Consider the following 13293-nt stretch of genomic DNA (forward strand, 5'->3'; position numbering starts at 1 on the left):
GCATACCTTTAATTGACAAATTTTCTATCACTATATTTTTATAATTAACTACAAAATAATAAGATAATTTATGTAAAAAATCTTTTCTTTGATTTAAAATTTTCCCATGCAACTTGGCAACTCTTAATCTATATTTAGCTCTATTTCTAGAATCCTTTTGTTTTTTTGATAATTTCCTTTAATATTTCTTAGGTTTTCGTTCATTTTTTAGCAAATATTTATGATGATTGATATTCTCCCACCCACTACTTACTAAAAAGCGCCTCATATTCATATCAATACCAACTATCTCTTTTTTATTACATTTAGTTTTATCGTTACTTTTAACATCTAAGCATTCAATTGTTACTGAAATGCAATATTTATCATCAGTATCTTTTTCTACTACTACATTTTTAATAACTTCATTGCTCTTAATGTTCCTATGTAGGGCTAAATTTATAAACCCTATTTTGGATAATTTTATATAATTATTTTCTATTCTTATAGAGTTTTTTTGATTATTAGTTCTAAAAGTTTATCTATTTTTCTTACCTTTGTATTTAGAAAATCCTTGTGTTCTATTTCTTTTTTTAATTTCTCTAAAAAATTTACTATACTCAAAATTTAAGTCAATTTGGGCATCACAAAGAACCAAACCATCAATTTCCTTTAAAAATGGAAATTCATTTTTATATTTACTTGGATAAGTAATAAGACCTTATTTGTTCTTTTCATAATAATCTTTCTTATCACTTAACATTTTGTTATACAAAAATCTTATACATCCAAATACTTTTGAAAAATATTTCTTTTGATTGATGTTAGGATATATTCTGTACTTATAAGCTTTATTAGCACTCATATGTTTTATTATTTTATACTTAAGTGTATAATGTCACACAAGCTAATTTTTAATAATCACTGCGTATATTCTATTAATTATTACTTAGTATTAGTTACCAACTATAGGCATAAATGCCGAGCTTTCATCTTTTCTTTACAAAATAATATTTAATATATGTTCTTTATGGAAAATATATTGGATATTATTTTTAAATAGAAATTGAAAGTCTATTATTTTTACGTTTAAATCCACATTCGGTAACTAATACGAGATAATAATTAAGTATAATGTGTTCTTTTTAAAAGATTATAAGCATACAATATCTCCTAACACTAATCAAAAAAATGCTTTTAGAAAAAATTTCAATGTTTAAGACTTCTGTATAACAAAATGTTAAATTTTGGTGAATTAACGTTTTTATAGTCTTTGATTTACAAATAGTATTTCACTTATATTCCCTATATTTCTTATACTCTTTCATAATTTCATTAAGCAATTCTTCCTTATCTTTAAGTAGTTTTTCTAACAAAAAACTAGTAAATTTTGCCTTTGACTTATAATATATGTATGCATTTTCTGTTTTAAGCCGAAATCTTAATGGTCGAATAAAGTTTCGATTGGATTTTTTAATTTTCATACCCTCTTTATCTTTTAAAAAGAACAAAGAATTTTGTATGCCGTTTTCAATTATATCTTTTTCTTGTACTAATCCTTCTTCTATTGCATTTGCTATTCTTAAATATTCGTAAGCTTGACTTTTTGCTATTTTATAATTCCTAGTAAACATTTCAAAATTTTGGTATCCATCTAATTTATAATATTCTTTATCTTTAATTTCCTTCAGTATCTTCATTGTTTCTATTTTATTATGAATTTCTTTTTGGAAGTTTATCGCCAATCTTTCTTTTAAAAAGAGAAATCGTTCAATTTTATCTTCGTTAAAACTAATTTCATTTTTAATTTGATTTTTTGTAGTATTGATGCGATCTTTTATTTTTATATTCATATATTTTAATTTTACACTCATTTTATCTCCTTATTTGTTATGAAGTTAAAAATTTTTCCGTTAACTGGAAAAATTTTTTAAGTGTAATTTTATATTCTTTTATATAATCTTTGTTTAAATCAAAAGTATCATTCTCTGCTATTCTTTTATTTAAGTCTTCGCGTTCATGAATGAGTCCTAAAAATTTATCATCTTTGCTTATTAATTCCAATAAGTGTTTATAAGTATTATTTTTCTTAAAATTAGTTACCATTGGGAAAATTGGTATTTTTAATTTTAATCTTCTTAGAGCAAATTCTAATAATTGCAAACTTTCTACTGACCATTTTTGGGCAGTCATTGGGATTATTATGTAATGGCTTACAACTAGTACATTTGTTAAAATAATCCCTAAGCTAGGACTAGTGTCTATTATTATGTAATCGTATTTATATTTTAATAGTTTTAAATTGTCTTTTAGCCTTGTTTCTTTAAAGGGAATATTATCGTCGTAAAAAAGGTATAAATATATGTAACTGGGTAATATGTATAAGTTATTGTTTAGCCTAAAGATGGAAGAATTTATATTTTTTTTATCTGTTAGTACTTCATAAATATTTTTTTTCGAAACATCTACTCCTTGTTCTTCTAAAAGATCTGAAAAATAACTGGTGGTTGATGCTTGTGGATCAGTATCAATCAAAAGAACTTTATATTTTTCAGATAGGAGTGTTGAAAAGATAATGGCACTTGTGCTTTTGCCAACTCCTCCTTTAATTGAGCCAATGGCAATTATTTTGGTATTTTCTCCATCCATTTGTTTATGATTCCTCCATTTGGTAATTCTTTTTGATAGAATTCGTATACCTCTTTTTCTAATCTATTTAACATATCAATAAATGTCTGAAAATATTTTTTATTTATCTTTTCTTTCTTTATTAGTCTGGCAAGACTCCTTAAATAGCAAAATACGCTACCTTTTTTAAATTTGAATTCTATATAGTATACTTTGGAAAATGTATATGATTTTACAGTACCATTGAATTTGTATCTTGTAATAATGTTCTTTATAGGTTTTCTATACCCATAAAAAATTCCTAGAAACTTATCATTTTCCTTTGTGGAAAATAAATTGAGTCCTTCTAGCTTTTCTTGATTAAACAATTCTCTAAAAAGAATTAAAAATTTGTTTTTTTTATATTTGTTTATTTCGAATCTATATAGATCCATTAGCACTTTAGTATGGTATATTGTTCTTCCATTTAGAATTTCTTTTTTGATGAAAATTTCTGGTTTTCTGCTTTCTCTTATTATTTCTTTTTTCTTGTTTTTAAGTTTTTCTAGTACGGTTTTCATCTTTAACTCTTAATTAAAACAGTTATTTTTTCATTACTTTGTTGTTCTATTAAATTGGTTATTTCATTATAGTACTGATTATTTAATATTTTTTTGTATTCCAGGTTTTTTTGTTTATTTAGATATTCTTTAATTTTGTTTTTCAAATTTATTTTGTTGGTTTTATAACTTAGTTGATCTAGAAGTATGTTATAAATGTTATTTTTTACATTATCTTTATTTTTTTTAATTTCAAATTTTTTGGTATTTTCTTTTATTTTTTCTATGATCTTACTAAAGTCTTTGTATTTGTTTTGTTCTAATATGAAGTGAGGTTTATTTTTGTATTTTTGGTATGTGTTTTTTATTTGAATTTCTATTTTTTCTTTATCGTAACCTTCATTTATTAAACTTATTTTTATTTTTTTTAGAATTGAAATTAAATTTTTTCTTTTATGTTTTAGCGATTTTTGTGGATTATCTTCGTTTCCTTTTTTGAAATAGTACTTTTCTTTACTTATAAGCTTGAAAATCTTTATGGATTCTTCTTTTTTTAATCCAAGATTTATAATAAAAGAAGAAATTTCTTCGCTAAAATTACATTTTTGTGAATATTTTTTTAGTTTTAGTTTATTAATTTGCATTTCCTTTTTATTTTCTTTTTCTTCTTTATTATATTTATTATTGAAACACTCCCCATTTTTTACACTGTCCTTTTTACTATAATTTATTTTAATGTATGAATTAACTCGTTTTTGGAATCTTTCTTTTTTTTTGTCTCTGAAGTGTTGGTTTATTATATTGTAGCATTCTTTTTTAGAATGTCTAAGAGTATAGTAGATTTCGGTTCCCATATTAATACCCATGTGTCTGTAGTAATTAATAGTAATGTTAAGCTTTTCTAATTTATAGAAGTAGTTTCTAAGCGTTTTTATTGAAACTTCTTTTTGCCCATTGCGCTTTAAGTTCCCATTAAAATAATAAAGGATATCAGATTGGCAGTATTTTTTTTTTGTTTTGTTGACATATTCAAGTGTTGCAATTAAAGCAATAAGCTTGTGTTGATATTTACTTTTTGTTTGTGGGGATTTATTAACTTTCACTTTTGCCTCCTCAACTTCGGCTGGTTTTTATATATTCTTATATAATAAAGCAAATTTTTATATTAGTAAAGTTTATCACTAAAAAATAAAAATAAAAATAAAAATAAACTAGTTGTTTTCCATGCTTAAATATTTTTAGGGTAACTTTTTGGGATTAAGCTTACTTTGGCTTTCGAAGATGTCCTTAGAAAAACAAGTTAATACATTAAGCTTTTTAAGCTCCTGAATTATTAATTCGGGAGTGGTTGTTATGCTTTTTGTGGCATCTAGTATTAGATAAACTTGAAATCCTAAGTTGAGTGCATCAAATATTGTTTCTTTTACACAAAAATCTAATGCCAATCCCGCTATAAATAATGTATTGATTGATTTTTTTTTTAGATAAAAATGAAGGCCTGTTTGTTTAGTTTTTATATAATTATCATAAAAGCCACTATAACTATCGTAATATGGACTTTTACCTTTAAAAAAAACTTTTTTTATTCTTTTTGTATTTAGACTGTTAGGGAACTTTGATCCCCAAGTATTCTTGACACAGTGTATGGGCCAAATGCCTCCGGTTTTGTTGCTTAAAAAGCTTACATGATTTTTACAATGCCAATCCTTGGTAGCAAGAATGTTTTTGAAATAATTTTGAAGTTGGTTGATCAAGGGAATTATTTCGTTACTATTAGGTACTGGTAAAGCACCCGATTCTAAGAAATCATTTTGTATATCTATTAAAATAAGTGCACTATTTTCTGTTATTTTAAAAATAAAATCCTCCTTGGGAAATATTTTAATGGCAGAATAATTTTGCTACATTAGGTAATACTTTTAAATATGATTTTCGTCAATCATTAAATCCAAGGTATCAATTAATTTTACCTTAAAACGATCCAAATTAAAACACAATGACCATCTTTACTCAAGAACCGTCTAAAATAATTTTATTTTCATTTTTCAGTGTGATTATATTTGAAAATAACTATTATTTGCCATAAATTTAAATGATATTTTTTAGCTTTTAATAAGAGAACCCTTGAATGTTAAAGTCAATAATAAAAGAAATAATTCTTAATAAAAAAAATAAGTACATAATAAAGTTGTCTAAGAAAAACGCTTTTTATAGTAAATGTTATATATTTCCCAGTAGTTGTATGAATTAAGAATTAAGTGGTGCTCTAATTTAGGAGAGAATAGATATGAAGAAGAAAATTTTGGTAATATATATGTTAATATTGCTGAGTTTATTAGCATGTGATATAAATGCCAATAATGAACTGCTTATTAAAGTAAGAGAAAACAAAAAGGTAGGAGATCTAAATTCTAAGGATATCAATCAAAAATTTGAGAAAAAGCAAGAGGGTGAAGTAAGTCAATCAACTTTTGTTAAACAACAGCCAGAAGAAGGAGTAAAAGAAGTTGTGCAGGATGTTTCTTTAGATTCTGTTAATGTAGATAATGTGGGAATTCCAGTTATTTTAAATTCTCCATATTATCCTCATCAAAAAGAAATAGAGACAAAGGAAGGGGATTTAGTTTTAATTACCAATGAAGAAAAGGAAGCAGATAAAGCAATTAGTAATGTAAAGAGGGTTCTTGGAGGCGTTGAATTTGCTAAGCTAGTTTTGGACGCATGTAAATTACAAAATGAATATGAGCAATTAGAATCCAGTTTTTATGATACACTCTCAGAACTTAAGGATAAAATAAAGAGTTATCCTAGAAATAATAAGAGACAAAGACTAATTCAATTGCGCAATCAATTGGATAAGGCAAGATCGAATGTTGATAGGTTTAGGATTCAAGTTGATAGTGGACTTATCGGGAGAGTATCTTCAAAATCTTTATTTGAGAAGTCCCAAAGTACTTTAAGAGTAGCTATTACTAAAAGATTAAAAGATAAACGTAGAAGTTCCTGGTCAAGAGAAAGGGACAGCGATTTAGTAGCTAGGCAGGCACGAATGGAAGCAGAAAGTGCATTAAATCAATTAGAATCTTCTTCTATAAAGCTAATTGAAGCAATGGGAATAAAGAAGGAAATAGAGGCTCTTGTTGAAGATTCAAAGTCTGCTTTAAGATAATCTTTAAAACATAAGAGATATGTGTGTTAGGGTATAAATTTGTATTGTCTAATGTCTAGTAGTAGTGTTTGAAAGAGAGGTTTTTATTGAATGATCCTCTCTTGTGTTTTATAAACGGGTATATTTAAGGATGGCTATTTTTAATATTTTAAAAATTTGGTTATGAATGTATTGTTTTAAAGCTTTTTGGAAAGTATCAAATATTTTTGATACTGAGGATAGATTGAGAATCTAGTATATAGTAGTGAACTGCTATTTCTAAATCAAAGATTATAAAAATAGTTTCTTGTTTCACCCTATGATGGCTTTTCAGGTTCTACAAGAGAGCGGCTATCCGCTAGAGCATGGCTCATAAGCTTTACTTCAGGCAGTTCCTGTTTGTATACTCCTAATTTATAAGCTTTCTATTACTATATTTTTATAATTATCTACAAAATAATAAGATAATTTATATAAAAAATCTTTTCTTTGATTTGAAATTTTCCTATGTAACTTGGCAGCCCTTAATCTATATTTCGCTCTATTAATAGAATCCCCTTTGTTTTTTTGATATTTTTTAAGTTTACTTTCATTTTTGGCAAATATTTAGGATTATTGATTTTTTCACCCTCACTACTTACCAAAAAATGCTTCATACTTATATCAATACCAACTACATTCTTTTTATTATCTAAGCACTCACCTGCTATTGAAATATGATATTTATCATCATCATCTTTTTCTACTACTACATTTTTAATAATTTTATTATTCTTAGTTCTTTTGATAAGAGAATATAGCTAAGCTCTAATTTTTTTGAAAAAATTTTTGTAAAAAATTAGCAAAAAAAGTTTTTGCTATACAATTATTTATAAACAATAATTAGTGATATGACGGCTATGTCACACATATGTGTCTGCATTACTATACAAATTTAATGTTTTTGATATAAATTTAGCGTATTACAGATTTTTAGACTTGATTATATCAAGAGTAATTGTTTTGGATGATAGGGATATAAATGCATCTCTAAATCTTAAATCTTAAATCTTATTCTTTTTAAGAATGCAAAATTTTTCTTTATATTTACTCGGATAAGTAATAAGACTTTGTTTATTATTTCCATAATAATCTTTTTTATCGCTTAACATTTTGTTATACAAAAGTCTTGCACATCCAAGGACTTTTAAAAAATATTTCTTTTGATTGGTGTTAGGATATACTTTGTACTTATAAGCTTTATTGGCGCTCATTATTTTTTTAATTATTAATTAATTGTAACTTTGTGATTAAAATATTATTGTGATAATTCTAATATTATTTTAATTTAATTAATCAAATTCTACTTATTGAAAGTAATTAAATATTTTATTATAATAAAGATTGAACGACATTCAAGGAGAATATTCATGAAACGTCTTATAATTATAAATATGTTCTTTTTACTATTTTTAGCTTGCACCCCAGATTTTGGCATGAATAAAAAGAATATTAAGCGTCCATCTAATAAAAATACAGTAAAACCCAAAACAGAAAGAAACTCTGAGAAAGAAGAGGGCTTTCCAATTGGAGAGGCATTAAAGCCTGGTACAAAAGTAGTTCCTAAACAAGAAGAAGGCCCAAGTAAAGAAATAAAAAATAAACTACTTAATAATTTAAACAATTTAATAAAAGTAGCTAATGCACACAAAGAAAAATATATAAAAATAATGGAAAAAGAGCCCGATGACAGATATGGGGTAGCTTTCAGAGCAATGCAATTGGGTTCTGGTAAAGAACTTATATCCGGCAATTCTGAACAATCTAGAAACTATAGAAGGAATTTTTATACCATTTTAAATATTGATACTAAGGACTTAAAAGAATTTTCAAGCATTCTAGAACCGGGAAACCGGGTACCGGCTTTGGTCATCCCCTTGGCCTATCTTGGAGATACCTTTGATAAAGTTATTGATCATTTATATCCCAAAAAAGATACTTTGGAAAAACTAGATATTTCAGATTTAGAAAAGCTTAAACAATCATTTGAAAAGCTATTGTCTATAATAAAAATAGCCTCAGAAGAATCAAAACAACTTTTGTTAGATTATCGAAATGATAAGAATTCTATAAAAACAGATTTCACTAAGAGAACATCTTATATAGATACGTTGAGCAATCAAATGGAAAAAAAGGTTGCAGAGGCAGACAATCTGCGAGATGTCATATTGTCATATAATATCTTTAAGTGAACTGTTATTTTTGTAATCTTTGCTTTAGAAATAGCTTCTTGTTTCATCCCATGATGGCTTTTTAGGTTCTAAAGAACGGTCATCTACTAGAGCATGGTCCACAAGCTTTGCTTCAGTTTTGCCCCCCTACAACTCTATAAGTTGGGAATTGCCCAAAATAAAGTTCTAAATTATGCTTATTAATAACGGTTTTTATTTCTCTTACTATTTAATTGAAATTTTGATATTTGTATCCATATCCTTTAAGATTTTTGTCAATACCTGGTAAATTCATTTTTAGGGTTTTCCTATCTTTTATGAAGTTAATTTCTGCTTGTATATTATTTTATATATTTTCTTGATTATTTTTTTGTTGTTACTTCTGCCATTTTGAAGTTCCTCCTTATTTGATTAATCAACTAAAAACTTAAGTTAATATATTTTTTGTTAAAAGGTTTTTTGTAGTCTATAATCAAAAATTAAGCCTATCCCCTATTAAGGATAGGCTTTTATATTATTTTGATTTTAATATGATTTAAAAGTTTTTTATTGAAAGTGTTTCATTTTTTAGGGTTTCCGCTTTTTTCTCTTGTTCTATTAATTGTTCGGTAATTTTCTTTATATAAAGGCCAAGTTTATTAGCATCTGTTTTTATAGAGTTTTTATCATTTTGATAATCCGATATAATTTATTTTATCATTTTTGAGAAAATTTCTTTTATAGATAATAATTTTTCAAACAAATTTTTAAGCTTCTCTAAATCCGAAATGTCTAGTTTATCCAGATTGTCTTTTTTGGGATATAGATAAACAATAGTTTCTTCAATGTGTCCTCCAAATATGCTCAAGGGGGTAGATATACCTTGTTCGTCTGATAACTTTATAATCTCTGAAAATTTTTTTATTGGACTTTAATTTCTTTTTACTATAGGGATACTTAATCTCTTTTTGGTTGGTATTAAAGCTTGGATTGCATGCAGTTAAAAATAAAAGAACAAACATGCTTACAATTATATTATATTTCACAAATACTCTCCTTACTTATAATACAATACAATACTAATACATTATTGTATTAGTATTGTATTTAAAATATTTTAATTGCCAAAGGTTTTATAATATTTTGTAAAGAGAGAATTTTGGTATATGCTTGTTTGTTAGATGAATCTATTTTAGCAGAGTTTTTTATATATTACCTTAGTAGTAAGATAAGGAGTAGTGTGTATGAAGATTTTGGTTGGCGCTTGCATAATGATATTGGCTTTATTGAGTTGCCATTTGCCCGATAGGCAAGAGCAAGTTGTTCAAACTTTTTTTGAGAATTTGGAAAAAAGTTACGATGCAGGGCCTAATGAGATTGTTACTGAAGGTAAATTTTCTAATTTAAAATTATATGTGCCTGAGCATCGTTTGTTAATTGATATAAAAAAGACCTTAATCAGATTAAAAGATCCTATCAGCTTAAAAGATCCTAATTATCGTGGTGTACCCCCGGTGTTTGAATATAATGATGAATATTTTAATAAGTTTTTTTTAGATTTGGGCTCTGAGCGATCTAAAGACCTTATTAGGTTATTTAGTATAGTTAAGAATGAGCAAAATGATAAATTTGAAAGGGACGTTTATTGGCTATATTCATGTATAAGAGAGTTATATTCTACAAATATTCAGTATTCTGGTGAAGTAGTAGGTGATTATGTTATCCCTAGTAGGCCCACTATAGATCAACAATATTTTAAGGTTAAAAAAGAAATAGAAAAGAATACTTTAGGATGATTTTTGGCGCTTAATTGTAAGAAATTTAGAAATTTTCATTTTTTTAGTAATAATGTTTTTATTTGAAAAATTACAAAGAATATTCCCACCTATGATTTTTATGAAATTTAGGTGGATAGGAATTTGTAACTTAAGTTAAAATATAATTATTTTAAAAAATAATGAGCGCTAATAAAGCTTATAAGTACAGAGTATATCCTAATCCTAACACCAATCAAAAGAAATATTTTTTAAAAGTCCTTGGATGTGCAAGATTTTTGTATAACAAAATGTTAAGCGATAAGAAAGATTATTATGGAAATAATAAACAAAGTCCTATTACTTATCCGAGTAAATATAAAGAAAAATTTTGCATTCTTAAAGGAAGTTGGTAAGTTGGTTTTTTGTAATGCTTAACTTGACTTATATTTTGAGTATAGTAATGTTTTTAGAGAAATTTAAAAAGTAAGTGAACTGCTATTTTATAAATCAAATATTATAGAAAATAGCAGTACAACAGTATACATAAAACACCATAATTCTTTTGTTATTGCGATTAATTACTAAATTTTTACTTAATCAAAAAGATTTTAGACACAATTCTCTTTTGTAATTTACTAGAATTTTCACTCATATTTAGTTCAAGCTAAGCATTATTACCCATAATGTTCCTTAATTTTGGTGTAACATCTTGTATTGGATAATTGGGTTTGCAATAGACTAGAACATGATTATTCATATCGCTAGTATAAAATCTAGCTATGACTTATGACTTTTATGTTTTTTAGTTTGTTGAGATTTTTTTCTAATGATTTTAGTGTATATTGGGCTATACCAAATTGTTGAATTAGTTCGTTATACTTTTTCAAAATTGTTTATGGAGTATATTGACTAAATTATTTGTTTGTTTGTTAGATCTATTGTGAACATAAGTGTTTCTAATTTGATTAGTAGCTTGGGTAGTTGACTTAGTTGATTTTTCATGTTTGCACCCAAAATTTTTACTCAATCAAGAATATTTTAGAAAAAATTCGCTTTTGCAATTTACTAGTGTTTTTTTTAATCCCCAGTTTTTTAGGTCGGCGTTAATGTACAGTTTTAGATTGTACAAATTTTTCCATTAAAAAACATGTAAATCACTTCACTTTATTAATGGTTTAGCGGGTTGAAAATCTCAAATATTTTAAGATATTTGAAAATTAAGTTCTTGAATATTCCTAATTTTTAATTTTAGTTTTTCATAGGCTGTCGATTATTTTTAATAGATCACTTGCTTTCATTATATATGTTTCTCTAAAATAACTACTTGTATTATTAGTATTATTATCATTAGACTTAGTAGTTATTAAGGGTAGGATAAACTGTATATATTCTCTATAACCCTCTAAAGCAAGGTAATGAGTAGAAACATTGTTATTTTGTTTTTCCCTAATATCTTTTACTTCTTCAAAGTTTATTCCATATTGAACTGATTCTTTAAATTTATAAATTTTGTCTTTTTGAATTTCTAATAATTTTCTATTTGTTTCACTAATAATAATGTTTCCATCATTTTGTTTTTCTATTTTTAAGATAGTTGTGGTGTGGGGCGGACTGTCTGTATTGGAAGTGACTGTTGAGTCTTTTGTAGTAATAGTATTTGTACTGTTAAATTTCAGTGCTTTAATTTCGCTTAAAAATTGAATATTTGTTTGAGACTCATTTTTTTGATATTCTTTTATTTTTTGTGTATCTAATTCGCTTATTTGATTATTTTGTTCAGATTTACTTAAATTACAAGAAAAGAGCAGCAAAAAAACAAGTATTAATGATTTTTTACGCATTTTTGTTAATCCCCCCCCCTTTTTGACTTGCAAAAATCAACACTTATTATTATAGTAATAAGTGTTGATTTTTGCAAATTGTGTTTGTAAATTTCAACTTAAAAATGTTAATTTTTGGACTTTTTAGGGTTAAAATTTATGTTTTTTTGGAAAATGAAAAAAATTCCATGGGTAAGGCTAAGCGTTACCTTTACGCTAAATATTTTTACTCAATCAATCAAGAATATTTTAGAAAAAATTCGCTTTTGTAATTTACTTGTATCAAATTCTTTAATCCCTAAACTTCTTAGTTTGACATTGATGTATGATTTTAGGTTATGCAAATTTTTTGTTTCAGCGTTAATTTGTGTTTTTTGGTTATGCAAATTTTTGCAAGACTCTTTTTCATAAAAAAAATCGTAAATCAAATTAGCAATAGTAGATGTATTTTTGTTGGCACTATTTCTATATGTGTTCAAATTCATTGTGTGGGGTCGTATAGGCTTGAATTCTTTGATGTACTTGACTTTTTCAGCCAAATTTTGGATACACGGATTTTCAGTTATTCGGATATTCCCTGGATTTAGGGTATATTTGTTGTGTGGTTGTAGTTTGTCTTTAGACTTTACAATCAAAGAATAGGCAATTTTCAGTTGTTTGGTATTGATTTTGAAGCCAAATATATTTCTTGCTACATAGTTAATTGCGCCCGCACTAATAGATAACAATTCGCTTTTGTTGAGATTTTGGATATATTGTGCAATTTCATTAGGGTCGACTAAAGGGTGTGTTTTCAATGCAACTTGGTTATCTAGTGTATAGTAAAGTACATTGGAGTTAAAGTTGTAGGGGGTTTTGATTTTTGGGTTTTTCAAATCAGTCAATGGAATTCCAGAAGCCATAATAATTCCAAGTAATTTGTGTGTCGTACTATTAGTCTGCATAAGATGTTCACTGATCATAATAAATTCTTTAGGATTAATTTCGCAAATTGGCTTTTCCTTATTATCTTCCATATTCTTAGAAGACTTGAATTTTAGAAAAAATTTGGGAAATTTCATATGTATATTATACTTTATTTTCCAAATTTTGTAAGTTCAAGTATTGATTTTTTGATATCAAATATTGATTTTATAATATCAAGTTTTTTCTTAGCATATCAAATATTGATTTTATAATATCAAGTTTTTTCTTAGCATATCAAATATTGATTTTATAATATCAAGTTTTTTC

The 13293-nt window shown here is 25.9% G+C and carries 12 protein-coding genes and 4 pseudogenes; 4 read left to right on the plus strand and 12 right to left on the minus strand.

Annotated elements, in window-relative coordinates; translation table 11 throughout:
• The 6 genes and pseudogenes from HNP68_RS05490 to HNP68_RS05515 form a co-directional block, all read right to left on the minus strand.
• Positions 1 to 844: pseudogene (locus HNP68_RS05490) on the minus strand (RNA-guided endonuclease InsQ/TnpB family protein); the annotation flags it as partial.
• Positions 845 to 1271: 427 nt separating this feature from the next.
• Positions 1272 to 1853 (minus strand): chromosome replication/partitioning protein, encoded by a 582-nt coding sequence (locus HNP68_RS05495; protein ID WP_183221258.1) that lies wholly within the window; start codon positions 1851 to 1853, stop codon positions 1272 to 1274.
• Between the two features lie 16 nt (positions 1854 to 1869).
• Positions 1870 to 2628 (minus strand): ParA family protein, encoded by a 759-nt coding sequence (locus HNP68_RS05500; protein ID WP_183221260.1) that lies wholly within the window; start codon positions 2626 to 2628, stop codon positions 1870 to 1872.
• A complete protein-coding gene (locus tag HNP68_RS05505; RefSeq protein ID WP_183221262.1) occupies positions 2604 to 3167 on the minus strand; it encodes a DUF226 domain-containing protein in 564 nt (187 codons plus the stop codon). Before HNP68_RS05505 ends, HNP68_RS05500 begins: the two co-directional genes overlap by 25 nt.
• Positions 3168 to 3169: 2 nt before the next feature.
• Positions 3170 to 4249, minus strand: coding sequence for a plasmid maintenance protein (locus HNP68_RS05510; protein WP_183221264.1), 1080 nt, complete (start codon positions 4247 to 4249; stop codon positions 3170 to 3172).
• Between the two features lie 135 nt (positions 4250 to 4384).
• A complete protein-coding gene (locus HNP68_RS05515; protein WP_420703295.1) occupies positions 4385 to 4975 on the minus strand; it encodes an isochorismatase family protein in 591 nt (196 codons plus the stop codon).
• A 458-nt stretch (positions 4976 to 5433) separates the two neighbouring features.
• Here HNP68_RS05515 and HNP68_RS05520 point away from each other — a divergent pair, with 458 nt between their 5' ends.
• Positions 5434 to 6315: a P12 family lipoprotein gene (locus tag HNP68_RS05520; RefSeq protein WP_183221266.1), complete on the plus strand. Its 882-nt coding sequence runs from the start codon at positions 5434 to 5436 to the stop codon at positions 6313 to 6315.
• Positions 6316 to 6708: 393 nt separating this feature from the next.
• Here the strand turns inward: HNP68_RS05520 and HNP68_RS07765 are convergent, their stop codons facing one another.
• Both HNP68_RS07765 and HNP68_RS05530 read right to left on the minus strand, forming a co-directional pair.
• The gene (locus HNP68_RS07765) at positions 6709 to 6900 is read right to left on the minus strand and encodes a transposase (protein WP_420703296.1); all 192 of its coding nucleotides are present in this window, start codon (positions 6898 to 6900) and stop codon (positions 6709 to 6711) included.
• Between the two features lie 437 nt (positions 6901 to 7337).
• On the minus strand, positions 7338 to 7547 hold the full coding sequence (locus tag HNP68_RS05530) for a helix-turn-helix domain-containing protein (protein WP_183221268.1): 210 nt from the start codon (positions 7545 to 7547) through the stop codon (positions 7338 to 7340).
• Between the two features lie 156 nt (positions 7548 to 7703).
• Between HNP68_RS05530 and HNP68_RS05535 the strand changes: the two genes are divergently transcribed.
• Positions 7704 to 8525, plus strand: coding sequence for a virulence associated lipoprotein (locus HNP68_RS05535; protein WP_183221270.1), 822 nt, complete (start codon positions 7704 to 7706; stop codon positions 8523 to 8525).
• A 136-nt stretch (positions 8526 to 8661) separates the two neighbouring features.
• On the opposite strand, the pseudogene HNP68_RS07290 reads toward HNP68_RS05535, so the two are convergent.
• Both HNP68_RS07290 and HNP68_RS05540 read right to left on the minus strand, forming a co-directional pair.
• Positions 8662 to 8844 (minus strand): annotated as a pseudogene (locus HNP68_RS07290) (ERF family protein); the annotation flags it as partial.
• A 195-nt stretch (positions 8845 to 9039) separates the two neighbouring features.
• Positions 9040 to 9351, minus strand: a pseudogene (locus HNP68_RS05540) (CRASP family complement regulator-acquiring lipoprotein).
• 376 nt (positions 9352 to 9727) lie between these two features.
• Here HNP68_RS05540 and HNP68_RS05545 point away from each other — a divergent pair.
• Positions 9728 to 10279, plus strand: a complete 552-nt coding sequence (locus HNP68_RS05545; protein WP_183221272.1) for a P52 family lipoprotein — start codon at positions 9728 to 9730, stop codon at positions 10277 to 10279.
• Positions 10280 to 10440: 161 nt separating this feature from the next.
• Positions 10441 to 10672 (plus strand): annotated as a pseudogene (locus HNP68_RS05550) (helix-turn-helix domain-containing protein); the annotation flags it as partial.
• Between the two features lie 824 nt (positions 10673 to 11496).
• On the opposite strand, the gene HNP68_RS05555 reads toward HNP68_RS05550, so the two are convergent.
• Positions 11497 to 12081 carry a hypothetical protein gene (locus tag HNP68_RS05555; protein WP_183221274.1) on the minus strand — a complete coding sequence of 195 codons (585 nt, stop codon included), beginning with the start codon at positions 12079 to 12081 and terminating at the stop codon, positions 11497 to 11499.
• A 209-nt stretch (positions 12082 to 12290) separates the two neighbouring features.
• On the minus strand, positions 12291 to 13121 hold the full coding sequence (locus HNP68_RS05560; RefSeq protein ID WP_183221276.1) for a hypothetical protein: 831 nt from the start codon (positions 13119 to 13121) through the stop codon (positions 12291 to 12293).
• Between the last annotated feature and the right edge of the window lie 172 nt (positions 13122 to 13293).

Origin of the sequence: Borreliella yangtzensis (genome assembly GCF_014201775.1) — a bacterium.
Classification (GTDB): Bacteria; Spirochaetota; Spirochaetia; order Borreliales; family Borreliaceae; genus Borreliella; species Borreliella yangtzensis.

Bases quoted from the DNA above. Each gene is read 5' to 3' on its own strand.
- HNP68_RS05495 (WP_183221258.1), bottom strand. From the start codon at position 1,853: ATGAGTGTAAAATTAAAATATATGAATATAAAAATAAAAGATCGCATC.
- HNP68_RS05500 (WP_183221260.1), bottom strand. From the start codon at position 2,628: ATGGATGGAGAAAATACCAAAATAATTGCCATTGGCTCAATTAAAGGA.
- HNP68_RS05505 (WP_183221262.1), bottom strand. From the start codon at position 3,167: ATGAAAACCGTACTAGAAAAACTTAAAAACAAGAAAAAAGAAATAATA.
- HNP68_RS05520 (WP_183221266.1), top strand. From the start codon at position 5,434: ATGAAGAAGAAAATTTTGGTAATATATATGTTAATATTGCTGAGTTTA.
- HNP68_RS05530 (WP_183221268.1), bottom strand. From the start codon at position 7,547: ATGAGCGCCAATAAAGCTTATAAGTACAAAGTATATCCTAACACCAAT.
- HNP68_RS05535 (WP_183221270.1), top strand. From the start codon at position 7,704: ATGAAACGTCTTATAATTATAAATATGTTCTTTTTACTATTTTTAGCT.
- HNP68_RS05545 (WP_183221272.1), top strand. From the start codon at position 9,728: ATGAAGATTTTGGTTGGCGCTTGCATAATGATATTGGCTTTATTGAGT.
- HNP68_RS05555 (WP_183221274.1), bottom strand. From the start codon at position 12,081: ATGCGTAAAAAATCATTAATACTTGTTTTTTTGCTGCTCTTTTCTTGT.
- HNP68_RS05560 (WP_183221276.1), bottom strand. From the start codon at position 13,121: ATGAAATTTCCCAAATTTTTTCTAAAATTCAAGTCTTCTAAGAATATG.